This is a genomic window from Pseudomonas sp. Sample_16 (genome assembly GCF_004307665.1).
Taxonomy (GTDB): Bacteria; Pseudomonadota; Gammaproteobacteria; order Pseudomonadales; family Pseudomonadaceae; genus Aquipseudomonas.
Genome location: NZ_RCOB01000042.1, coordinates 1 through 23,016 on the forward strand (window position 1 = coordinate 1; position 23,016 = coordinate 23,016).

The 23,016-nt window shown below is 58.3% G+C and carries 16 protein-coding genes and 2 tRNA genes; 7 read left to right on the forward strand and 11 right to left on the reverse strand.

The window, feature by feature from the left end; all coding sequences use genetic code 11:
- Nucleotides 1–95: 95 nt before the first annotated feature.
- From hbdH to D8U69_RS05655, 9 genes are all read right to left on the reverse strand, one after another.
- Nucleotides 96–869: a 3-hydroxybutyrate dehydrogenase gene (hbdH, locus tag D8U69_RS05615; RefSeq protein ID WP_056852794.1), complete on the reverse strand. Its 774-nt coding sequence runs from the start codon at nucleotides 867–869 to the stop codon at nucleotides 96–98.
- Nucleotides 870–876: 7 nt separating this feature from the next.
- Nucleotides 877–2,268: a GntP family permease gene (locus D8U69_RS05620; protein ID WP_130906871.1), complete on the reverse strand. Its 1,392-nt coding sequence runs from the start codon at nucleotides 2,266–2,268 to the stop codon at nucleotides 877–879.
- Between the two features lie 288 nt (nucleotides 2,269–2,556).
- Nucleotides 2,557–3,972, reverse strand: a complete 1,416-nt coding sequence (locus D8U69_RS05625) for a sigma 54-interacting transcriptional regulator (protein ID WP_056852792.1) — start codon at nucleotides 3,970–3,972, stop codon at nucleotides 2,557–2,559.
- Between the two features lie 131 nt (nucleotides 3,973–4,103).
- Nucleotides 4,104–5,681 carry an ABC transporter ATP-binding protein gene (locus D8U69_RS05630; RefSeq protein WP_130906872.1) on the reverse strand — a complete coding sequence of 526 codons (1,578 nt, stop codon included), beginning with the start codon at nucleotides 5,679–5,681 and terminating at the stop codon, nucleotides 4,104–4,106.
- A gap of 13 nt (nucleotides 5,682–5,694) precedes the next feature.
- Nucleotides 5,695–6,717 (reverse strand): ABC transporter permease, encoded by a 1,023-nt coding sequence (locus D8U69_RS05635; RefSeq protein ID WP_130903414.1) that lies wholly within the window; start codon nucleotides 6,715–6,717, stop codon nucleotides 5,695–5,697.
- The gene (locus tag D8U69_RS05640) at nucleotides 6,717–7,775 is read right to left on the reverse strand and encodes a microcin C ABC transporter permease YejB (RefSeq protein WP_056852789.1); all 1,059 of its coding nucleotides are present in this window, start codon (nucleotides 7,773–7,775) and stop codon (nucleotides 6,717–6,719) included. Before D8U69_RS05640 ends, D8U69_RS05635 begins: the two co-directional genes overlap by 1 nt.
- Nucleotides 7,775–9,643: an extracellular solute-binding protein gene (locus D8U69_RS05645; RefSeq protein WP_130903412.1), complete on the reverse strand. Its 1,869-nt coding sequence runs from the start codon at nucleotides 9,641–9,643 to the stop codon at nucleotides 7,775–7,777. Before D8U69_RS05645 ends, D8U69_RS05640 begins: the two co-directional genes overlap by 1 nt.
- A gap of 137 nt (nucleotides 9,644–9,780) precedes the next feature.
- The gene (locus tag D8U69_RS05650) at nucleotides 9,781–10,062 is read right to left on the reverse strand and encodes a peptidylprolyl isomerase (protein ID WP_007984657.1); all 282 of its coding nucleotides are present in this window, start codon (nucleotides 10,060–10,062) and stop codon (nucleotides 9,781–9,783) included.
- A 106-nt stretch (nucleotides 10,063–10,168) separates the two neighbouring features.
- Entirely contained in the window at nucleotides 10,169–11,050 is an 882-nt protein-coding gene (locus D8U69_RS05655) for a triacylglycerol lipase (protein ID WP_130906873.1), read from the reverse strand.
- 338 nt (nucleotides 11,051–11,388) lie between these two features.
- Here D8U69_RS05655 and D8U69_RS05660 point away from each other — a divergent pair, with 338 nt between their 5' ends.
- Nucleotides 11,389–12,432, forward strand: coding sequence for a hypothetical protein (locus tag D8U69_RS05660; RefSeq protein WP_130903410.1), 1,044 nt, complete (start codon nucleotides 11,389–11,391; stop codon nucleotides 12,430–12,432).
- Nucleotides 12,433–12,488: 56 nt separating this feature from the next.
- Here D8U69_RS05660 and D8U69_RS05665 read toward each other — a convergent pair whose 3' ends face one another.
- The gene (locus D8U69_RS05665; RefSeq protein WP_130903409.1) at nucleotides 12,489–13,568 is read right to left on the reverse strand and encodes a 3-deoxy-7-phosphoheptulonate synthase; all 1,080 of its coding nucleotides are present in this window, start codon (nucleotides 13,566–13,568) and stop codon (nucleotides 12,489–12,491) included.
- A 700-nt stretch (nucleotides 13,569–14,268) separates the two neighbouring features.
- Here D8U69_RS05665 and D8U69_RS05670 point away from each other — a divergent pair.
- The 6 genes from D8U69_RS05670 to D8U69_RS05695 all read left to right on the forward strand — a co-directional run bounded on the left by D8U69_RS05670 (nucleotide 14,269) and on the right by D8U69_RS05695 (nucleotide 18,162).
- Entirely contained in the window at nucleotides 14,269–14,712 is a 444-nt protein-coding gene (locus D8U69_RS05670) for a GNAT family N-acetyltransferase (protein ID WP_130903408.1), read from the forward strand.
- A 126-nt stretch (nucleotides 14,713–14,838) separates the two neighbouring features.
- Entirely contained in the window at nucleotides 14,839–15,480 is a 642-nt protein-coding gene (gene uvrY / locus D8U69_RS05675) for a UvrY/SirA/GacA family response regulator transcription factor (protein ID WP_008015884.1), read from the forward strand.
- A 6-nt stretch (nucleotides 15,481–15,486) separates the two neighbouring features.
- The gene (uvrC, locus tag D8U69_RS05680) at nucleotides 15,487–17,310 is read left to right on the forward strand and encodes an excinuclease ABC subunit UvrC (RefSeq protein WP_130903407.1); all 1,824 of its coding nucleotides are present in this window, start codon (nucleotides 15,487–15,489) and stop codon (nucleotides 17,308–17,310) included.
- 32 nt (nucleotides 17,311–17,342) lie between these two features.
- Entirely contained in the window at nucleotides 17,343–17,903 is a 561-nt protein-coding gene (gene pgsA, locus D8U69_RS05685) for a CDP-diacylglycerol--glycerol-3-phosphate 3-phosphatidyltransferase (protein WP_056852782.1), read from the forward strand.
- A 63-nt stretch (nucleotides 17,904–17,966) separates the two neighbouring features.
- Nucleotides 17,967–18,042: transfer RNA gene (locus tag D8U69_RS05690), tRNA-Gly, on the forward strand.
- A gap of 46 nt (nucleotides 18,043–18,088) precedes the next feature.
- Nucleotides 18,089–18,162 (forward strand) — tRNA-Cys (locus tag D8U69_RS05695).
- A gap of 127 nt (nucleotides 18,163–18,289) precedes the next feature.
- On the opposite strand, the gene D8U69_RS05700 is transcribed toward D8U69_RS05695, so the two are convergent.
- The gene (locus D8U69_RS05700; protein ID WP_130906874.1) at nucleotides 18,290–22,438 is read right to left on the reverse strand and encodes a CheR family methyltransferase; all 4,149 of its coding nucleotides are present in this window, start codon (nucleotides 22,436–22,438) and stop codon (nucleotides 18,290–18,292) included.
- Between the last annotated feature and the right edge of the window lie 578 nt (nucleotides 22,439–23,016).

Sequence of the window (23,016 nt, forward strand, 5' to 3'; positions counted from 1 at the left end):
GCCAGAGGATGTCGGACATGGTTTGCCTCTTCTTGTTGTCAGATCGTTCCCACGCAGAGCGTGGGAACGATCATCTATAAGGGTTTAGCGGCCAATCACTGCGCCAACCACCCACCATCAATATTCCACGCCGCACCCCGCACCTGAGCCCCGGCTTCACTGCACAAGAACAGCACCAACTCGCCCAACTGCGGCGGGGTCACGAATTCCAGCGAGGGTTGCTTCTCGGCCAGCAGATCATGCTGCGCCTGCTGCGGATCGATTCCGGTGGCGGCGCGATCGTCGATCTGCTTTTGCACCAGCGGTGTCAATACCCAACCCGGGCAAATGGCATTGCAGGTAACGTTGCTGGTGGCGGTTTCCAGGGCGACCACTTTGGTCAAGCCGATCACCCCATGCTTGGCGGCAACGTAAGCGGCTTTGCCGGTTGAACCCACCAGTCCATGCACCGAAGCAATATTGATCACCCGGCCCCAACCTTTGGCGCGCATGCCCGGCAGGCTCAGGCGGGTGCTGTGAAACACCGACGACAGGTTGATCGCGATGATCGAATCCCAGCGCTCCACCGGGAACTCGTCCACCGGCGCGACGTGCTGGATGCCGGCATTGTTGACCAGAATGTCGACGCCGCCGAACTCACGCTCGGCGTAGGCAATCATGTCGGCGATCTGTTGCGGGTCGCTGACGTCGGCCGGGTGATGGCCGACCTTGCCGCCGAACTGTTCGACTTCAGCAATGACCCTGGACGCATCGCCGAAGCCATTGAGGATCAGGTTGGCGCCAGCCTTGGCCAGGCTCAGGGCAATCCCCAGGCCGATGCCGCTGGTGGAGCCGGTAACCAGTGCGGTCTTGCCGGAAAGAGTCGTCATGAATACCTCACACAATGCCAGTGGCGTAGAAAGTACCGATCACCACGAAAACCGCCAGGGTCTTGATCAGCGTAATACAGAAAATATCTTTGTAAGCTTCGCGGTGGGTCAGGCCGGTGACCGCGAGCAAGGTAATCACCGCGCCGTTGTGCGGCAGGGTGTCCATGCCGCCACTGGCCATCGAAGCTACACGGTGCATCACTTCCAGCGGAATATTGGCGGCGTGGGCCGCCGCGATAAACTGCTCGGACATTGCCGCGAGCGCGATGCTCATGCCGCCCGAGGCGGAGCCAGTGATACCCGCCAGCAAGGTGACGGTGATCGCTTCGTTGACCAGCGGATTGGGGATGCTCTTGAGCCAGTCGGCCAGCACCAGGAAACCCGGCAGGGAGGCGATCACCGCACCAAAGCCGTATTCCGAAGCCGTGTTCATCGCCGCCAGCAATGCACCGCCGACCGCACTTTTGCTGCCTTCGGCAAGTTTGCTGCTGATGGCTTTGTAGCCGAACGCCAACACCATGAGGATGCCGACCAGCAGCGCAGCCTGCACCGCCCAGATTGCGGTGAGTTTGGCGATTTCAGTGGTGACCGGGGCCGCCATGCCCGGCAGCGCCAGGCTGTGGGTCTTGCCGTACCACTGTGGAATCCACTGGGTGAACAGCAGGTTCATGATGCCCACGGCTAGCAGCGGCGACAGGGCGATCCACGGGTTGGGCAGCTTGATGTCGGCAGCGGTTTCCGGCTCGTTGCGCAGGTCGGTGCCATAACCTTCACCGGCACGCTGGGCCTTGTTGCGCTGGCGCTGAAGAAACAGCATGCCGGCGCAGAACACGAAAATCGTACCGATCACACCCAACCATGGCGCAGCCCAAGCGGTGGTGTTGAAGAACGTACTGGGGATGATGTTCTGGATCTGTGGGGTGCCGGGCAGGGCGTCCATGGTGAACGAAAACGCGCCGAGGGCGATGGTCGCCGGGATCAGGCGTTTGGGGATGTTGCTCTGACGGAACATTTCAGCGGCAAACGGATACACCGCGAATACCACCACAAACAGCGACACGCCACCGTATGTGAGCACGGCACAAACCAGCACGATCACCAGCATCGCCTGGCGGGTGCCCAGCAGGCGAATGGCCGCGGCGACAATGGAACGCGAGAAACCGGACAGCTCGATGAGCTTGCCGAACACCGCACCGAGCAGGAATACCGGGAAGTAGAGTTTGATGAAACCGACCATTTTCTCCATGAACACGCCGGTGAAGGCAGGTGCGACGGCGGAAGGGTCAGTCAGCAGGACAGCGCCGAGGGCGGCAATCGGGGCAAAAAGGATAACGCTGTAGCCACGGTAAGCAGCCACCATCAGCAACGCGAGGGCTGCCAAGGCAATGATCACACTCATGGTGTGTCTCCTGGGATTGTTATTTTTGTGTGGTGAAATCTTGTAGGAAGGGGCTATAGCGAGTTTCGTGCCAGGTGGTTAACTAGCTGAAATATAAGGAAATATTTATCGTTGGTGCGATGGATTTACAGGGGGTGTCTCTATTTGGAGATTTTTTCGACCAGGAGAGCGTTTTCGCGGGCAAGCCTCGCTCCTACAGAGATTTGGGAAATATCGGGGTTTCACCATCCGTAAGAGCGAGGCTTGCCCGCGATGAGGCCGGATCTACCAATAGAGATGTCTGTCTCTCTATTGAGACTCAGCAATCCCCAACGCCACCATTTTCTTGTACAACGTCGACCGCCCAAGCCCCAAATGCGCCGCGGCTTCAATCACCTTGCCGCCGCATCGCGCCAGCGTGGTTTCGATCAGTTGGCGATCGAAGCGCTCCCGTGCCGCACTGAACGTCTCATGCTCCAGCGGTTCCAGAGTCGCTGGTGCCGGGCGTTCAACGGGGGTAAACGTTCCGATGGCCGCGCGGATGTCCGTGGCCGAAAGCCGCAGGTCATCACTGAGCAAGGCGGCCCGTTCCAGGACGTTGCGCAACTCGCGAATGTTCCCCGGCCAGGCGTGTTGACCCAGCAGCTGCAGCGCTTCACTGTTGAGTTCGTGCTGGCTGCGCAGCTCTTCAAGGATGGCCTCGCTGAGCGCGGGCAGGTCGTCGAGGCGGTCGCGAAGCGGTGGCACCTGGATTGGCAGGACATTGAGGCGGTAATACAAATCCGCGCGGAAATCACCGCGCTTGATCGCGGCTTCCAGGTCGGTCGAGGTCGCAGCGATCACCCGAACATCGCTCTGGATCACTTCATTGGAACCCACCGGTTCGAATTCCTTTTCCTGCAACACCCGCAGCAGCTTGCTTTGCAACGGCAGCGGCATGTCACCGATTTCATCGAGAAACAGGGTACCGCCCTGGGCGATTTGCAGTTTGCCTGCGCGGCCCTTGCGATCAGCGCCGGTGAAGGCACCCGGTGCCGTGCCGAAGAATTCAGCTTCCAGCAACGATTCCGGGATCGCTGCGCTGTTGATACTGACAAACGCCTTGTGTGCCCGCGGCGAAGCGTTGTGGATAGCCTGCGCCAGCAACTCCTTGCCGGTGCCGGTTTCGCCAAGCAGTAACACCGGCGACTCGGTGCTGGCACTGCGCCGGGCGCGGCGTTTGACTTCAAGGCTGGCGGCGCTGGTGCCAATGAAGTGGGCGAAGTTGTATTTGGTCTGCCGCGCGCGCAACAGCGAGCGCGTGGAAGCAAGCTCTTCCTGCATGCTCATGTAGCGCTTGAGCATCGGCGACAGGCTGCGCAGTTCATCGAACAGGGCGAAACCGATCGCACCGATGACCTCGCCAGCGTCGTCATGGATCGGCAGGCGCATGACCACCAAGGGTTCCTTGGGCGTGTCCTGCATGTCGAGCAGGATCGGCCGGCCGGTGCGCACCACTTCACGCAACAGGCTGCCGGGTATCACGCTTTCGCAGGCTTTGCCGATGGCGTTCTCGGCCGATTGCAGACCGAAACGCCGGGCATAACGCTCGTTCATCCAGACAATGTTGGCGTCGCGGTCGACGATCACCGTGCCTTCACTCGATTGCTCGATAATTTCGAACAGTGAACGGATCGCCAGCAGGCGCACGCGCTGGTAGTCCTTGAGGCTTTCGGTGGTGTTCATGGGTGCTGATCCTGATTTTTCATTGCCCGATCCGGCCTAATCGCGGGCAAGCCTTGCTCCTACAGATGCCCCCCTGTAGGAGCAAGGCTTGCCCGCGATGGCCGTGATACGGTTTAACGATTGTGAATCGATTATGCCTGCCCAACATGCGCCGCCGCCAACAGCTCCTTGGTGTACGGATGCTGTGGGGCATCGAATACGTCATGGCTGGCGCCACGTTCCACGACCTTGCCATCCTTGACCACGATCATGTCGTGCGCCAGGGCGCGGACCACTGCCAGGTCATGGCTGATAAACAGATAGGTCAAGCCATGTTTTTCCTGCAGTTGGCGGAGCAGGGCGACCACCTGTTTTTGCACGGTGCGATCCAGCGCCGAGGTCGGTTCGTCCAGCAGGATCAGCGCCGGTTTCAGCACCAGTGCCCGAGCGATTGCAATGCGCTGTCGTTGGCCGCCGGAAAATTCGTGGGGGTAGCGATGACGGCTTTGCGGGTCGAGGCCGACTTCCTGCAATGCCCGAATCACTTCGGCATTGCATTGCTCGGGACTCAGTTGGCTATGAACCTCCAGGCCCTCGCAAATGATCTGTTCAACAGACATCCGCGGGCTGAGGCTGCCGAACGGGTCCTGGAACACCACCTGCATTTTCTTGCGCCACGGCCGTAGCTGTTTTTGCGACAAACCATCGAGTGCCTCGCCCTGGAAACGGATGCTGCCTTCGGAGTCGAGCAGGCGCAGGATTGCCTGGCCCAGCGTTGACTTGCCGGATCCGGATTCGCCGACGATGCCCAGGGTTTTGCCACGCTGGATGCTCAGGCTGATGCCGTCGACCGCCTTGAAGTAAGTCTTGCGCCGCAGCAGTCCGCCACCCACGGCAAACTGCACGCGCAGGTCGTCGACTACCAGCACGTTCTCGCGTTCGTCCCTTGGCAGGGCTTCACCTTCGGGTTCGGCATTGAGCAGCACGCAGCTGTAGGGATGTTTCGGCTCGGTAAAAATAGTCTCGCAGGACGCTTGCTCGACAATCTCGCCGGCCTTCATCACGCAGACGCGTTGGGCGATGCTGCGCACCAGATTGAGGTCATGGCTGATCAGCAGCAGCGACATGCCGAGCCGTCGCTGCAATGATTTGAGCAGCAGCAGAATCTTACGCTGCACGGTGACGTCGAGGGCCGTGGTGGGTTCGTCGGCGATCAACAGTTCCGGCTCGCAGGCCAGGGCCATGGCGATCATCACCCGTTGCCGCTGGCCACCGGACAATTGATGCGGGTAGGCCTTGAGGCGTTCCTTGGGTTTCTGAATGCCCACCAGATGCAGCAACTCAAGAATCCGCGCCTGCGCCGCTTTGCCGGCCATGCCTTTATGCACGAGCAGGGTTTCGCCGATCTGTTTTTCGATACTGTGCAGCGGATTGAGCGAAGTCATCGGCTCCTGGAAAATCATCGCAATGCGGTTGCCGCGCAATTCGCGCAGTTTCTTTGCGTCCGCGCCCACCAGCTCCTGGCCTCGATAACGGATGCTGCCGGTCGTCTCGGTTCCGCATTCGGGCAGCAATTGCAGAATCGAGTGGGCGGTCACTGACTTGCCCGATCCTGACTCACCCACCAGCGCCAGGCATTCGCCCGGGTGGATATCCAGGCACAGATTGCGCACGACGGTCTGGCCGCTGAAAGCCACGCTGAGGTCTCGGATTTCGATCAGGTTGGTCATATCAACAGTCCGCTCAAGAACGCGGATCAAAGGCGTCGCGCAACGCTTCGCCAATGAACACGAGTAAAGAAAGAATCAGCGCCAGGGTAAAAAACGCGGTCAGTCCGAGCCAGGGCGCTTGCAGGTTCTGCTTGCCCTGACCGATCAATTCGCCCAGGGATGCGCTGCCCGCCGGCATGCCGAAGCCAAGGAAGTCCAGCGCCGTGAGGGTTGAAATTGCGCCGGTAAGAATGAACGGCAGATAGCTCAAGGTCGCGTTCATGGCGTTGGGCAGGATGTGCCGCACGATCACCTTGCGATCGCTCAGGCCCAGTGCCCGGGCAGCCTTGACGTATTCCAGATTGCGCCCGCGCAGGAACTCGGCGCGCACCACGTCCACCAGCGCCAGCCAGGAAAACAGCGCCATGATCCCCAGCAGCCACCAGAAATTCGGTTCGACGAACCCCGACAGAATAATCAGCAAGTACAGGACCGGCAGCCCGGACCAGACTTCCAGCAACCGCTGCCCGAGCAAATCCACCCAACCACCGTAATAGCCTTGCAGGGCGCCCGCGGCGATGCCGATCAGTGCACTGACAACGGTCAGCATCAAGGCAAACAGAATCGACACCCGAGCGCCAAAAATAACCCGGGCCAGGACGTCCCGGGCCTGATCGTCGGTGCCCAGCCAGTTGACCTGCGAAGGCGGGCTCGGTGCGGGTTTGTTCAGGTCATAGTTAGGCGTGTCATCACTGAAGGGAACCGGCGGGAACAGCAGCCATCCGCCGTCTTTCTTGATCAGTTGCTGCACGTAGTCGCTACGGTAATCGGCCTGGAACGGCAGTTGACCGCCGAACTCCTGCTCGGTGTAGCGCTTGAAGACAGGGAAATACAACGAGCCCTGGTAACTGACTACCAGCGGTTTGTCATTGGCGATCAGCTCACCACCCAGGGTCAGCAAAAACAACCCGACAAACAACCACAGCGACCACCAGCCACGGCGGTTTTTCTTGAAACGCTCGAAACGACGTCGGCCTAAAGGTGAAAGCTTGAACATCAGGCGTTCCTCGCGGCGAAGTCGATGCGCGGATCGACCAGGGTGTAGCACAGGTCACCCACCAGTTTTATCAATAGACCGAACAGGGTGAAGATGAACAGCGAGCCGAACACCACCGGATAGTCTCGTGAAACGGCCGCTTCGTAGCTCATGCGGCCCAGGCCGTCGAGAGAGAAGATCACTTCGATCAGCAGTGAACCGGCAAAAAACACGCTGATGAACGCCTGGGGAATCCCTGACACCACCAGCAACATGGCGTTGCGAAAGACGTGGCCGTAGAGCACGCGGCGTTCGCTCAAGCCTTTGGCGCGGGCGGTGACCACGTACTGGCGGGTGATTTCATTGAGGAACGAGTTTTTGGTCAGGATGGTCAGGGTCGCGAAACCGCCGATCACCAGCGACGTCACCGGCAATACCAGGTGCCAGAAATAGTCGGCAATTTTGCCCAGGGCCGACAGCGACTCGAAGTTGTCCGACACCAGCCCGCGCACCGGGAACCAGTTCAGTGACGTGCCGCCGGCAAAAACCACGATCAGGAACATGGCGAAGAGAAACGCCGGCATCGCGTAGCCGATGATGATTGCGGTACTGCTCCAGATATCGAAATGACTGCCGTGGTGCACAGCCTTGCGGATGCCCAGCGGGATCGATACCAGATAAGTGATCAAGGTTGCCCAGAGGCCGAGGGAAATGGTCACCGGCATTTTCTGCAGGATCAGGTCGGTGACCGTGGCACCGCGGAAAAAGCTCTTGCCGAAATCCAGTCTCGCGTAACTGGTCAGCATCAGCCACAGGCGTTCGTGCGCAGGCTTGTCGAAGCCGTACTGTTTTTCGATGTCCTTGATCAGTTGCGGATCGAGGCCACGGCTGGCTCGGGAGGTGCTCATGGCCTCGCTGGAACTGCCGCCGACACTGGCGCCGCCGATGCCCTGCAAGTGCGCGATAGCCTGTTCCACCGGCCCGCCCGGTGCGGCCTGGACGATAACGAAGTTGACCAGAAGAATGATCACCAGCGTCGGAATGATCAGCAGCAACCGCCGCAGAATGTAGCCCCACATCAATGCGGTCCTCCGGGTTTGCCGCGGCGGATGCGCTCGGCGGTCATTTCCTGGTTGGTCAGCGGCGTGGTGCTCATTTCCCACCAGCTTTCGATGGCTTCGTCATTGCTGGCCTGCACATTCGGTATGCCGAAGCGGTTCCACCACACGGTGGATGTTCCTGGCGGGTAATAGTTGGGAATCCAGTAGTAGTTCCATTGCAGCACCCGGTCCAGCGCATGGGCATAACGCAACATGTCGGCCTGGGTGTTCGCCCGAACCAGCCCGGTAATGAGCGTATCCACTGCCGGGTTTTTCAGCACCATGTAGTTGTTGGAGCCAGAATCAGTGGCCGCGGCTGAACCGAAGTAGTTGAACAGCTCGCCGCCCGGGGAAGTTGTCACCGGGTAACCGGTGACAATCATGTCGTAGTCGCGACTCATCAGACGGTTGACGTACTGTGACGAATCGATGCGCCGGATATTCAGGTCGATACCGATTTGCTTGAGGGTACGCTTGTAGGGCAGCAGCAAGCGATCCATGCCGTTCTGGCTGACCAGGAACGTGAAGCTCAGCGGCTCGCCGTCGGCGTTGACCAGCTGATCGCCTTTGGGTGTCCATCCGGCCTGTTCGAGCAGGTCCAGGGCTTGCAACTGTTTGTCGCGAATGATGCCGCTGCCATCGGTTTTCGGTGCCTCGAATACCTTGGTGAACACTTCGTCCGGGATCTGCCCGCGCAACGGCTCGAGAATCGCCAGTTCGCCAGCATCCGGCAGTTGCCGGGCCGCGAGATCGGTGTTGGAGAAGAAGCTCTGCTGGCGGATGTACATGTTGCGCATCATCTGCCGGTTGCTCCATTCGAAATCCCACAGCATGACCAGCGCCTGGCGTACGCGGCGGTCCTGGAACATCGGTTTTTGCAGATTGAACACAAAGCCCTGGGACGGTTGCGGCGCTTCGGTGGCCAGGTGAGCCTTTTGCAGTCGTCCATCGCTCAGGGCCGGGCTCTCGTAACCGATGGAATAGCCGGTGGCGGAAAACTCGCGGTTGTAGTCGTAGGCACCGCCGCGCAAGACCTGACGGGCAACGTCGGTGTCGCCGAAGTATTCGATGCTGAAACGATCGAAATTGTACAGGCCGCGGCTGACCGGCAGATCCTTGCCCCACCAGTCGGCGTTGCGCTCGAAAGTAATGCTGCGCCCGGAATCGACCTTGCCCACTTTATAGGGACCGCTGCCCAGTGGCGGCTCATAACCGCCGCCACCGGCGAAATCGCGGGTTGTCCACCAATGCTCGGGAAACACCGGCAGGGTGGCGATGTCCAGAGGAAGCGTGCGGTTTTCGTTGTTCTTGAAGTCGAAGCGCACGGTCAGTGGCGACTCCACCTCGACGCCTTTGACGTCGGCGAATTGCGTGCGATAACGCAGGCTGCCTTGGGTCATCAGCAAGTCGAAGGTGTAGCGCACGTCTTGCGCGGTGATCGGCTTGCCATCGGCGAAACGCGCCTTGGGGTTGAGGTAGAAGCGCAGGGACAATCCGTCATCGGAACGCTCCATCTTCTGCGCCACCAGGCCGTACACTGTATAAGGCTCGTCCAGCGAGCGCTGAGCCAACGGCGAGTAAAGCAAGCCGTCGATCTGCGAGACGCCAATGCCCTTGTCGATGTAGGGCAAGACATGGTCGAAATGCCCGATCTCGATGGCCGAACGGCGCATCGTCCCGCCTTTGGGGGCTTGCGGATTGGTGTAGGCAAAGTGGCTGAACCCGGCAGGGTATTTGGCCGGTTCGCCGTAGACGGTCAACGCATGTTGCGGTGCGGCGTTCACGCCAGCCGCGCCGATCAGCAGGGCCATGGCAGTGAATAACAAAGTTGGGAAAGCCAGTCGCATTGTCAGCCTTAGAGCCGGGTGGTCGATAACCACAATTTGTACGCTAGCGGCGCGTCCCTCGCCAGCCGTATTACGCAGTTGAAGCACAACGGCCCACCAAAAAGGCGGGCCGTTGCGTAAGAGGCATCAGGCGTCGATCAGTCCTGACGGCTGGTCACTTCCAGCAGGTGATAACCGAACTGGGTCTTCACCGGGCCTTGCACGACATTGATCGGCGCGCTGAATACCACGGTGTCGAACTCCTTGACCATCTGGCCAGGACCGAACGAACCCAGGTCACCACCCTGGCGGCTGGAAGGGCAGGTGGAGTTGGCCTTGGCGACTTCGGCGAAATCTGCGCCAGCCTCGATTTGCGCTTTGAGTTCGTTGCACTTGGCTTCGCTGGCAACGAGGATGTGGCGGGCAGTGGCTTTAGCCATGGGGAAATACTCCTTTCAATATTCTGTAAAGTGGTGAGCCTACCGGATTCAGTGGACGATTTCTTCTCAAAGTTCCGTTCCATACGGCCTCGACGGCGGGTGCTTTTTATAGTCCGGCTTTTTTCAGGCGTGCAGCGTGTTGTACGTATAGATCGATCGGGTCGATGCTTTTCGTGAAGATACCGGCTGACGGGCGGATGACCGCCAGATGATCCAGCGGATAATCGGATCGGATAATCGTCCCCAGATGCGAACTGTAGCGGCCAACCATGCCATCGTTTTGCTCGGCTTCAGTGATGAAGTATCGCGAAAACGCCCGCAGGAAACCGTGGAACGGATCAAGGGCGTTCATTCCTTCATCCAGGGGATTGTCCGGCAGGACGCCGCTCCAGGAGTAGTAACGCACACCATTGACCAATTCCCGACCCTTGCCACCCCAGGTTTTTGGCAATCCTTGAGGGTATTTGTCGTTGAATGCCCCTACGCCAGTTGTGGTCAGGGCATTGAGCGCGGCGATGGCGTTCTGCGGGAGGCGATGGTGGCCGCTTAGCAAGGACAGGAAGCCTGCGAACAACGTGGCGACCGTTTCAGCGACCTGTTCCGGCAAACATCCCGGTTCAAGCGCCTTGCGCAGAAAGTCGGCCAGCTCCGACCCATGGTTCGGCCCACTGACGGATGTCACCGAAGCAACCGACTGTGGTGCAACCGCCGCAGCGTAGCGAGCAGCGAGTGCGCCCTGACTGTGACCGATCAGATTGACTTTGCCCGCGCCTGTGCCTTCCAGCACCCGTTGAATCTGTGCCAGCAGTTGCTCGCCCCGTGCCTCATTGCAGTGGGTGGCCGATAAATACGGCACGAAAACTCTGGCGCCTTCGCTTCTGAGTGTCTGTTTCACATCGTGAAAGAGCTCGAACGGACCGATCCGGTCAAAGCCGAAAAGTCCATGGACCAGCAGAATTGGATAATGGGTGTTCGCATTCCGTTGCATCGCATTTACCTTTTTCAGGGAGTTAAGGAGGTGCCATGAGCCTCACTCTAAAACACTCGGATGGGCGCGCGATGTATGAAAAAACCGCTGTAAGTTGATGAAAACGGAATAGAAAGCGTACGAAAGCTCGGACGTGTGCGAAGCCTTGATCGGAATATCCAGACATCTTTTCAGCAAGTCCCGAGCTTCGATGATCAACGACCTACTTCACGCGTGTCCTTTTTCCTCTCCTGCAAAGACGATCTCCGGCATCGCAAATGGCTGGCATCGGGTTCAATAGGCTCCGTTGGTTGCCTTGACCCCAAGGTGACGCTGATTCCACGGATCGGAACCCTCAAATGACCTCTCACGAAGCAAGCATTTCCTTGCATTTATTACCGCCACCGTTGCTTGAGCCGGTGGAAAACGCGGTACTCGACCCCTTTCAAAAACGTGCCGTCGTCAGGATCAAGCCGTATCCGGGCATGGCCTGTGGCGACAAATTGCTTTTGAACTGGGAGGGCCTGGACGTCGAAGGGCTTGTATACAAGCATCAGATGACTCGGTTTGTCAGCGAAGAACAGGTTGGCTACGACGTGGTATTCGTCGTGCCGGCGGTGCACATCGCGGCACTCGACGGGGGAAGCCTGGAAGTTTTCCATACGTTGCAACGTGCCGGGCGCGCGGTGCCCGTGAACTCATCGCGTTTGCAGCTGGACGTGGGCGACGTCAATCCGGATTTGCTGCCACCGATTGCGGTCGATGCCGTTGGCGGGACGATCGACCCTGATCGCGTGCCCGAAGGCATTCTCGTCACGATCAGGCCCTATGCCCGGATGGCCGAAGGCGATCGAATCCTGTTGGCCTGGGCTGGTATTTCTGCGCAAGCGAGTTTCAACGATACGCTGAAGGTCGAGTCATTTGCCGTGGGCAGTGAGCTGTCCTTCTGGATCCACCCGGACTGTATCGCTCCCAATCTGGGGAGCAACGTGACGCTCAGCTATTGCGTCCAGCAAACAGGTCACGCCCCTCGATACTCTGAATCGGTTCAATTGCTGATCGGGCCGCTGTCGCGCCAGCCTCTTTTGCCACCGTTGGTGCTTGAGGCTGATGAGGGCAGGCTGGACCTGCAGGCTGCGATCGATGGCATTACCGTCGTGATCAATGACGCTCGGGTTGAAGAAGGCGAGTTGGTGTACCTGAAGTGCGATGGCGACTATTTCAATCATCGCGATGACCGCGAGATAACCAGGGAAATGGTCGGCGAGCCACTGGTGTTCATCGTGCCGTACAGATTCTGGCGGGAGCATCGGGACACGACGATCCGGATTGCCTACTCAGTTGAGCGACTTGACGATGTCAGTCAGCAGTCAGCCGTGATGACGGTACAGGTGCGCGCCTAGAGGTGCTGGTCACCAACCAGTCGGACGTGAAGACTGGTTGGTGAACGACGGGCCGGTTACGGTTTGGTGCGCTGCGCGCGCAGGCGTCGTGCTGCCTGTCGCAGCAGTTCTTCCGTCCCGTTCCACCCCAAACAGCCGTCGGTGATCGACACGCCATATTTCAACGACGCACTCAGTGGCTGGCAACCCTCGAACAAATGGCTTTCGATCATCATGCCGATCAGCGAGCGGTCACCTTGCAGGCGTTGTTCCAGTACGTCGTTGAACACCGCGGGCTGGCGCAGCGGGTCTTTGCTGCTGTTGGCGTGGCTGCAATCGACCATGATCCGTGCGGGGATTTTCAACCTGGTCAAGTCGTTGTGCACCTTGGCCACACTGGTGCGGTCGTAGTTCGGTCCATGATGGCCACCGCGCAAAACCAGATGCGTATCGGCGTTGCCCGGGGTCTGGATGATCGCGGGATGTCCCTGGCTGTCGACGCCGAAATGCCGGTGCGGATGGGCGGCCGAGCGCATGGCATCACTGGCCACGGCTACACCACCGTCAGTGCCGTTCTTGAAACCGACCGGCATGCTCAAACCGCTGGCCATCTCCCGATGGATTTGCGACTCAGTGGTGCGGGCGCCGATGGCGACCCAGCTGAGCAGGTCATCGAAGTAACCGGCTGCCATCGGTTGCAGCAGCTCAGTGGCCACCGGTAAACCCAGTTGGAGCATTTCGCGCATCAGTTCGCGGGACAAGGTCAGGCCGGCGGCCATGTCGTCGCTGCCATCGAGGTACGGATCGTACGCGAGGCCTTTCCAGCCGACTGTGGTGCGGGGTTTTTCAACGTAGGCGCGCATCACCAGCAGCATTTCATCGCTGACGTCGGCCGCCAGGCGGGCCAGGTTGCCAGCGTATTCGAGCGCCGATTGTGGGTCGTGAATCGAGCAGGGGCCAACTATGACCAGCAGGCGAGAGTCTTCGCCATTGAGAATCGCGCGAACCGCCTGGCGGTGGGCAGCGACTTGTTGGGTCAGGGCATTGGTAAGCGGCAATTGCTGTTTGAGCTGCAATGAGCTGGGCAGACGCAGGGTCATTGCCTCATTGGCCGGACTCAGGGTGGACAGTGGCAGAGCAGAGACGGACGAATTCATGTTCAGGCTTCCTGGGCGGGCGGCGGGTTCATTCCCGCGCACTCGGCCCTACTGGGGTGTTCGACAATTGGCCGGTTTGGCTACGTGTGTGTGCTTGCCACCTGTGGGTGACCGATCGGAGGCGGCAGGCTGTCCCGAGCGGAGGGTGGTAAATCGCCAGGCGGTAAAACTGTCGTAACGGTAATAAGTGGCGTAGTTCATGTTCTGGATCCTCTGAGTGTCTGGTATGTCGCAAAAATTAGTGGGGCTGAAAAAACAAAACCCCCGGTCGGGAGGCCGACCGGGGGTTGAGAATTCTCTGGTGGCGACCCGTTTGAAGTGGGCGCCGTGTGGGTATCAGGCGCGCCAGTGGCTAAACCAATACCCAAAATAAAAGTTGATCGGAGCGCAAACGTCGTTCACCCGGGCAGCCGCGACCGAGCGCAGGGCGCTGGCGGAGGAAAGCTGTGAAAGGGCGTTTGACATGGTCTGACTCCAATGGATGCACCGAGCTTACTAGAGGCCGGTGCGAGGATTCAATCAGAAAATGCTATTGCTCATCACTGGCGCTTTCTATCGGTTGAGCAGCCCTGAGGTTGTGACACACTTCGCGTTTGAGCCATAAAACCGCTTCGCCAGGATGAACCAGACGTCATGATCGAAACAACTCGCTGCCACATTGAAGAAGTGCACCGGCCGCCAAAGCAGTCACGGAGGTTCGATGAAGCTTGAATGGCAAACAGCCAACGAACGTGACCTCGAATATGCGCGCAACCTGACCTGCAGCAACCTGTTGCGCTATTACATTCAGCACAATCTGTTGTGGCAAGACGAAGCGTTCGATGTGGCTTGGGCGGGGCGTGACAACCGTTTGATCGTGAGTGACAACGTTCGGCTCGGGTATGTCAGCTTGAGTCGAGACGCCAGGGCTTTGTACATCCGCGAATTGCACATTGGCGAAGCATTTCGGGGGCAGGGGGCGGGATCCTGGGTGATCGACCAGGTTTTTGCTCTGGCGTGCGTGGAACGACGTCCGGCATTGCGCTTGACCGTGTTTGAAAACAATCCGGCACGGGCATTGTATGAAAGAAAAGGACTACAAGTGGTGGGTACGGATGACTGTTTCCTGAGGATGCAGCGAAACGTTCCGCGCCCGCATCGCTGAAACGCGTATGCCACAAGCCTTTCAAGATGTATTGAAACTTTTTATATGCTGCTTTCCGCTAGGTCTGCCACATGCTTTTTGCTAAGGTGTCGGCAACCCAATAAGACCATATCGCGAGGTGTCTGCTTGATTAGGGTGCTAGTAGTCGATGACCATGATCTCGTGCGTACAGGCATTACACGAATGCTGGCTGACATCGATGGCCTGCAAGTGGTCGGCCAGGCTGAATCAGGTGAAGAATCCCTGCTCAAGGCGCGCGAGCTCAAGCCCGATGTGGTGTTGATGGATGTCAAAATGCCTGGCATCGGCGGCCTCGAAGCCACTCGCAAACTGTTGCGCAGCCATCCGGACATCAAAGTCGTTGCAGTCACGGTGTGCGAGGAAGACCCGTTCCCGACACGGCTGTTACAAGCAGGTGCGGCAGGCTATCTGACCAAGGGCGCCGGTTTGCCGGAAATGGTTCAGGCCATCCGCCTGGTCTTCGCCGGTCAACGTTACATCAGCCCGCAAATCGCCCAGCAACTGGCGATCAAGTCGTTCCAGCCGACCAACGATTCACCGTTCGATGCCTTGTCCGAGCGGGAAATCCAGATCGCCTTGATGATCGTCGGGTGCCAGAAAGTACAAATCATTTCCGACAAGTTGTGCCTGTCGCCTAAAACCGTTAATACCTATCGTTACCGCATCTTCGAAAAGCTTTCGATCAGCAGTGATGTCGAGTTGACGCTGTTGGCGGTACGTCACGGCATGGTCGATGCCAGTCTCTGAGTAAAAATGACCGATTCCTTTGATCCAGGCGCCTTCCTGTCAACCGTGAGTGGGCGTCCGGGTGTGTATCGCATGTTCGACAGCGATGCACGCCTGCTCTACGTCGGCAAGGCCAAGAATCTTAAAAATCGCCTGTCGAGCTACTTTCGCAAAACCGGACTCGCGCCCAAGACCGCAGCCTTGGTAGCGCGAATCGCCCAGGTCGAAACGACCATCACCGCCAACGAAACCGAAGCCCTGTTGCTTGAGCAGACGCTGATCAAGGAATGGCGCCCGCCGTACAATATCCTGCTGCGCGACGACAAATCGTACCCTTACGTTTTTCTCTCGGACGGCCAGTTCCCGCGGTTGAGCATTCATCGGGGCGCGAAAAAAGCCAAGGGCAAGTATTTCGGCCCGTATCCCAGCGCAGGGGCCATTCGCGAAAGCCTCAGCCTGCTGCAAAAGGCGTTTTTCGTTCGCCAGTGCGAAGACAGCTACTACAAGAATCGCACCCGTCCTTGTTTGCAGTATCAGATCAAGCGCTGCAAGGCACCCTGTGTCGGGTTGGTGGAACCTGAGGTGTACGCCGAAGATGTGCGGCACTCGGTGATGTTTCTCGAAGGCCGCAGCAATGCGCTGGCCGATGAGTTGTCCGCCGGCATGGAAGAAGCGGCGATCAATCTCGAGTTCGAGCGCGCCGCCGAGTTGCGCGACCAGATCGCGCTGCTGCGACGGGTTCAGGATCAGCAGAGCATGGAAGGCGGAAGCGGTGACGTCGATGTGATCGCGGCGTTCGTCAATCCGGGGGGCGCCTGCGTCCACTTGATCAGTGTGCGTGGCGGGCGGGTACTGGGGAGCAAGAACTTCTTCCCGCAAGTCGGTATTGAAGAAGACGTGTCTGAGGTCATGGCGGCGTTTCTTGGCCAGTACTTCATCAGCAGTCCTGAGCGCGACTTGCCGAGCGAATTGATCGTCAACGTGGTTCATGAAGACTTCCCGACACTGATTGCAGCCATCGAAGAGCTTCGTGGTCGCGAGCTGACCATCAGTCACCGGGTGCGTGGCACGCGAGCGCGCTGGCAGCAATTGGCGGTGACGAATGCCGAACAGGCCCTGGGCGCACGTCTGGCCAATCGTCAGCACATTACGGCGCGCTTCGATGCGCTGGCCGACGTGCTGAAACTGGACGAGCCGCCGCAGCGCCTGGAGTGCTATGACATCAGCCATTCCAGCGGCGAAGCGACGGTGGCATCGTGTGTGGTATTCGGTCCTGAAGGGCCGATCAAGGCCGACTACCGTCGCTACAATATCGAAGGCGTCACCGCAGGCGATGACTACGCGGCGATGCATCAGGCACTCACGCGGCGCTTCAGCAAGCTGAAGGACGGGGAGGGCAAGCTGCCGGACATTCTGCTGGTCGATGGCGGCAAAGGGCAGTTGTCCATGGCGCGTGACGTGCTCAACGAACTGGCGGTGCCTGACCTGATCCTGCTGGGTGTCGCCAAAGGCGCAACGCGCAAGGCGGGTTTCGAAACGCTGTACCTCAACGATGCCGCCCACGAATTCACCTTGCGCGGTGACTCTCCTGCATTGCATTTGATCCAGCAGATACGTGACGAAGCCCACCGTTTCGCCATTACCGGGCACCGCGCCCGACGTGGCAAAACCCGCCGAACGTCTACGCTTGAAGGCGTCGCCGGAGTAGGGCCGACACGCCGTCGCGATTTATTGAAACATTTTGGTGGATTGCAGGAGCTGTCTCGTGCCAGCATCGAAGAGATCGCCAAAGCTCCCGGGATCAGTAAAAAGCTTGCAGAGTTGATTTATGCAAATCTGCACAGCGAGTAGAATGCCCCCTCACCTCGTAGCCAGTTGTGCCGATGAATATCCCTAATCTGATTACCGTTCTACGCGTCCTGCTCATACCGATCTTCATTTTGCTGTTTTATCTGCCTTACCACTGGAGTTACCTGGCGTCTGCCTCGGTCTTCGCATTTGCTGCCGCCACAGACTGGCTGGACGGGTATCTCGCTCGCCGGCTGGAGCAAAGCACGCCATTCGGGGCCTTTCTGGATCCCGTTGCGGACAAGCTGATGGTGGCCGTTGCGCTGGTGCTGCTGGTGCAGGAACACGGCAACCTGTGGCTCACGCTGCCGGCTGCGGTCATTATTGGTCGTGAGATCGTTGTCTCGGCCCTGCGGGAATGGATGGCCGAACTCGGCGCTCGTGCTCACGTAGCCGTGTCGAACCTGGGCAAATGGAAAACTGCCGCGCAAATGCTGGCGCTGGTGATTCTGCTGGCCAATCCGTCGGACTTCAGCTTCTGGGTTCTGTTGGGTTATGCCTTGCTGATGGTCTCTGCCGGCCTGACATTGTGGTCCATGGTCCAGTACCTGCGGGCTGCCTGGCCGCATCTGAAGACCGACGTTGAAAAGAAATAAAACTTTTTTGAATCAAGGGGTTGACGGGGCTTCTGGATTCTATAGAATGCGCCACACCAAGACGCGGGAATAGCTCAGTTGGTAGAGCACGACCTTGCCAAGGTCGGGGTCGCGAGTTCGAGTCTCGTTTCCCGCTCCAAGTTTGTACACATTTGATGTCGCGCTACTGACAGCAAATGTTTTGAGGCCGAGTAGCAAAATGGTTATGCAGCGGATTGCAAATCCGCCTACGCCGGTTCGATTCCGACCTCGGCCTCCACTAATAATCAACCCCGTAGATCGATGATCTACGGGGTTTTTTATTGTCTGCGAGAAAGCCGGTTATTGCCGACCTGCAGCAGTCGGTGATGTCGACTGCTGCAGGTTGTTTCCAATCCGCGGGTCACTCAATAAGGCCGCGCCGTGCACGCTTCGCCAATGATGTCGATGAAGTCATCATGTGAAACCGGTTTGCTGACGTGATAATTGAAGCCCGATTGCCTGGCTTTTTTCTGGTCATTGGCGGTGCCATAACCCGTCAGGGCAATGGCTGGTGTGTGTTTCAGATGAGCGATCTGGCGAATGGCCTGGATGAATTCGTGGCCATTCATGACCGGCATGCCAATGTCCGAAATAATCACGTCATAATTGCCATCCTTCGCCGCCTGAAGCGCCAATAACGGGTCGCTGAAGGCCTCCACATGCGCATCTTCCATCTCCAGCAACATTTGCAGGACTTCCATCACGTCCTGGGAGTCTTCTACCAGCATGATCTTTTGGCCAAGCAGGCGCCCTGACTCATTCGACACCTTGGGCTGGTCGTCAGTGTGCTGGTGAGACTGGCAAAGTGGCAGGCGGACGGTGAAGGTGCAGCCGCGTCCCATGCCTTCGGAGTGCACGCTCACCGAGCCGCCGTGGGCCTCAACCAGTTGTCGCACCAGCGAAAGACCGATGCCGAGGCCTTCGCGATGATGGGCGTTATGTTGGCTCTGCGCTTGGCTGAACAGGTCGAAAACCTTATGCAGGTTGCCCTGCTCAAGACCAACGCCGCTGTCGATCACGTCCAGTTGTGCCATGTTTTCGACGCGCTGGGCAATCAGCTCGACGCAACCATCCCTGGGCGTGAATTTCAGCGCATTGTTCACCAGGTTCCAGATGATCTGTTCCAGGCGAGTAGGGTCGGCATCAATCACCAGCGGCGGTTCCGGTGGCTGCGGCACTTTCAGGGTAACGGTGCACGGATGCTGGTCGTTGATCACCACGGTGTGCACATCCTGCAGCATTCTTCCCAGGTCCACCGCCTGCCTTTTAAGCTTGAGTTTGCCAGTGCGCACCCGGGCGACGTCCAGCAGGTCATCGATGATGCGCGCCTGGCTGGAGACGGCGTCGCAGATCGTGTTGACCGCTTTCATGGCCGGGCCGGCGGTTTTGGTCATTGGCAGTCGACGCAGCAGTTCGGCGTTGAGCTGGATGAGGTTCAGCGGATGCTTGAGTTCGTGGGACATCACCGCGAAAAACTCATCCTTGAGATGGCTGTTCGTTTGGGTCTCAGCCAATTGCTGACTTTGCTCGTCGTGGATGCGTTTGTGGCCGGTCAGGTCGCGGGCGATTTTCACATACCCTTGTAGACTGTCACCCATGAGTAACGTGACTTCACCACTGCAATAGAAGCGGCTGCCATCCTTGCGCAGGTGCCAGCGCTCATCTTCGCCGCGCCCGTGCTCGCGCGCTGCACGCAGTTCCGATTCGGGGATTGCCTCGGCCCGGTCCTCGGGAGTGAAGATAAGGTCGTAAAAAGCACCAAGCACCTCGCTTTTCTTGTAGCCGAAAATCAGCTCGGCACCGGTGTTCCAGTCGGTGATCATCCCGTTGATATCCAGCAGGATGATCGCGAAATCGTGGGTGCTTTCAGCCACAAGACGCATGCGCTCTTCACCGAGGCGCAGTTCGTCTTCGGCGGCACGACGCTTGGTGATGTCGATGAAGGTCAGTACCGTACCGTCGATATGATCTTCACTGGAACGGTAGGGCAGCAGGCGCGCGATGTACCAGCGCTGGTCGTTGCTGCTGATCTCCCGCTCGATCATGTTTAGCGAGTCGAATACCGTCGCTGCATCTTCGGCCATCTCCGGATAGTCCAGCCGGTGGGTGATGTCCATCAGCGAGCGCCCGGTATCGACGGGCAACATGCTGAATATGTCCGTGGCCCGCGGTGTAAACCAGCGGATACGCATGTTGCGGTCGACAAACACCGTGGCAATGTCAGTCGAAGCAATCAGGTTGGTGAGGTAGTCGTTGATCTTGTCGGTTTCTTCAACTTTGGTCTTGAGTTCGTAGTTGACCGTCAGCAACTCTTCGTTGATCGACTGCAGCTCTTCCTTGCTGGTCTCCAGCTCTTCGGTGGCCGAACGCAGTTCTTCGTTGATGGCCTGCATTTCTTCGTTGGAGGCCTTGAGTTCCTCGCTGGACACTTCGGACTGTTCGATCGTCTCCTGCAAATGCAGCTTGGTGCGCTGCAGTTCGTGCTCAAGGTTGGTCAATACCTGGTTTTTCATCGGGTCGGCGGCGACATCGACCGGCTCATGCGGGTTGACCTCGCGCTCTTCGAAGATCACCAACACATACTCGTTTTCGGTTGCATCATCCTTGTAGGGATGCGCAGTCAGGTCGACCAGGAACTTGCGCTGTTCGCGTTCCATCCGGATTTTGCGCGACGTGACCGCCGCGCCGGTTTGTTGGGCCTGGAACAGTGTGGTGCGAATTTCCAGGCGCAGGTCGGGGTGGGCCAGCGTCAGGAGATTGCGCGATATTTCCCCGGCCACATAGCGCAGAAAACGCCCGGCGCCTTCACTCAGGTGCAGGATATTGGCGTTGGTATCGACAATGATGCTCGGTGGGGCGGCTTTTTCCAGCGCTCTGAGGTGGATGTCAGCGAAAGAAACCTTGCGCTTGACCACCGTTTCTACCGGACTGGTGGCAACGGTGGTCCGCGCGTAGCCACCACGGGGCATGGTCGGCGTGCGACGCGTATTGGTCGAGACACTCTTGGCGCGGAAAATGCGATTGCGCTTGTCCACGGGGGTGAACAGGTCCAGACAGCCGTCAGCAGATTCCGATGTGCCCAGAAACAGATAGCCGCCTGGTCGAAGGGCAAAATGAAACATCTGCATGATGTCTCGCTGAACCTCGCGATCGAGATAAATCAGCAGGTTCCTGCATACGATCAAGTCAATTTGCGAAAACGGCGGGTCGAGCAACAGGCTGTGCTTGGCGAACAGCACCTTTTCGCGGATTTCCTTGCGGACACGATAGTGTTGATTTTCATGGGTGAAATACTGGCGCATGCGCGCAGGGGGAACATCGGTGATGATCGCTTCGGGATAGACGCCATTGCGACCGAAAGCGATGGCCCGATCATCGATGTCGGTGGCGAAAACCTGCAGCTTGGCAGCGCTGGCCTCCAGTGTCATTTGCTCTGCCAGCAGAATCGCCAGGCTGTAGGCTTCTTCGCCGGTGGAACAACCGGCCGACCAGACACGAATTTCTTCTCGATGAGGCAGTTCGTCTTGCAGCGATTTCAGCAGGTTGGGCACGACGTCGCGTTCCAGTGCTTCAAATGCCTCGCGGTCGCGGAAAAAATTGGTCACGCCGATCAGCATGTCGCCCAGCAAGGCTTTGGTTTCTTCCGGGTGTGCTTGCAGGTATTCGTAGTACGAGGCCAGGTCTGGCTGTGCTGTGACTTGCAGGCGGCGCTCAATTCGACGCAGTACTGTTGCGCGTTTGTAGTGCTTGAAATCGTGGCCGGTTCCGGCACGCAATTGCAGCAATATGTCCTGCAGCATTTGCTCGGCGACAACGGCATCCCGTTCGGTAGGAGGAGCGATAATCCTGAAATCGGGGTCGTTGCTGGTGGGCAGGGTGATGGCTTGCGAGTTGCGCCATAGCTCCATGAGCTTTTGTGGCATCTCTACGACGGGCAGCACCAAATCGACCATTTGCGTGTCGATGGCGGCGCGGGGCATGCCGTCGAACTCGGCATCTTCCGGCGCCTGGACCAATGTCACACCGCCTTGCTCCTTGATCCTCGAAAGGCCCACCGCACCGTCAGAACCGGTGCCCGAAAGCACCAGGCAAAAGGCGCGCTCCTTGTGCACGTCGGCCAAGTCCCGAAAAAACAGATCGATAGCGGTGTGCAGCCCGGGCTTGCGATCGGACGGCGTCACGCAAATGTAGCCATCGTTCATGGCCAGGCTGTGGGCAGGGGAAATGACGTAAACCGTGTTTTTTTCGATCGCGACGGTTTCAGTCACCTGCCGCACCGGCATTTTGGTGACCTCCTGAATGATCCGGTCGGCGATGCTTCGATGGTCAGGCGACAAATGAAGGATGACGACGAAGGCCATGCCATTGTTATGGGGCATGTGTTCGAAAAATGACTTGATCGCCTGCAAGCCGCCGGCAGACGCGCCGATACCAACCACGGGAAAGTCCAGGGAGCTGGGTGTCAGCTCTCCGCGCTGTGGAATATTGGGTGAGGGCTTCGTAGACGTCTTCATTAACAAACCTTAAATGCTGCAGCACAAATGCCGACACCAGGCCGAACGGATTTCATATCAGGACAAGGATATGCGCTTGGAGGTGCATTGCGAAACCACAATAGCCCAACTCTGATAATAGATGAGCCTGGTCGAAGATTGCCTTTCTCATTCATTCGCGACTGGCGTCCCAAGGGCGCGGTAGCCCGATATGCAGGGTTTTATCGACGATTCTCAGTTCTGAGGCGCTCTTTCAGCGGCGACTTCCGTGAGAGCCATAGAGAAGCTTCGTAGATCCATGATTTACGGAGCTTTTTTATTTTCAGTGGCGGTACGATTTTGTCTGGAAAAACACTAATGCGTCCTTGCTTCACCGGGAAGGGATGTATATATTTCCACCCTCTGATTCACCGCGCTACTGCCCGAATGGCGAAACTGGTAGACGCATGGGACTTAAAAGGTCTTGCATCCAACTATACGTTAGCGAATCAATAAACCCGGCACGCTCCGGGTTTTCTTTTGCCTGTAACTATCCACTATCGCAACTAATTCATACCGCTCGACACAGGAATCGAGTGGTTTGTGTCGTCACGGCTCTC

Bases quoted from the DNA above. Each gene is read 5' to 3' on its own strand.
- hbdH (WP_056852794.1), bottom strand. From the start codon at position 869: ATGACGACTCTTTCCGGCAAGACCGCACTGGTTACCGGCTCCACCAGC.
- D8U69_RS05620 (WP_130906871.1), bottom strand. From the start codon at position 2,268: ATGAGTGTGATCATTGCCTTGGCAGCCCTCGCGTTGCTGATGGTGGCT.
- D8U69_RS05625 (WP_056852792.1), bottom strand. From the start codon at position 3,972: ATGAACACCACCGAAAGCCTCAAGGACTACCAGCGCGTGCGCCTGCTG.
- D8U69_RS05630 (WP_130906872.1), bottom strand. From the start codon at position 5,681: ATGACCAACCTGATCGAAATCCGAGACCTCAGCGTGGCTTTCAGCGGC.
- D8U69_RS05635 (WP_130903414.1), bottom strand. From the start codon at position 6,717: ATGTTCAAGCTTTCACCTTTAGGCCGACGTCGTTTCGAGCGTTTCAAG.
- D8U69_RS05640 (WP_056852789.1), bottom strand. From the start codon at position 7,775: ATGTGGGGCTACATTCTGCGGCGGTTGCTGCTGATCATTCCGACGCTG.
- D8U69_RS05645 (WP_130903412.1), bottom strand. From the start codon at position 9,643: ATGCGACTGGCTTTCCCAACTTTGTTATTCACTGCCATGGCCCTGCTG.
- D8U69_RS05650 (WP_007984657.1), bottom strand. From the start codon at position 10,062: ATGGCTAAAGCCACTGCCCGCCACATCCTCGTTGCCAGCGAAGCCAAG.
- D8U69_RS05655 (WP_130906873.1), bottom strand. From the start codon at position 11,050: ATGCAACGGAATGCGAACACCCATTATCCAATTCTGCTGGTCCATGGA.
- D8U69_RS05660 (WP_130903410.1), top strand. From the start codon at position 11,389: ATGACCTCTCACGAAGCAAGCATTTCCTTGCATTTATTACCGCCACCG.
- D8U69_RS05665 (WP_130903409.1), bottom strand. From the start codon at position 13,568: ATGAATTCGTCCGTCTCTGCTCTGCCACTGTCCACCCTGAGTCCGGCC.
- D8U69_RS05670 (WP_130903408.1), top strand. From the start codon at position 14,269: ATGAAGCTTGAATGGCAAACAGCCAACGAACGTGACCTCGAATATGCG.
- uvrC (WP_130903407.1), top strand. From the start codon at position 15,487: ATGACCGATTCCTTTGATCCAGGCGCCTTCCTGTCAACCGTGAGTGGG.
- pgsA (WP_056852782.1), top strand. From the start codon at position 17,343: ATGAATATCCCTAATCTGATTACCGTTCTACGCGTCCTGCTCATACCG.
- D8U69_RS05700 (WP_130906874.1), bottom strand. From the start codon at position 22,438: ATGAAGACGTCTACGAAGCCCTCACCCAATATTCCACAGCGCGGAGAG.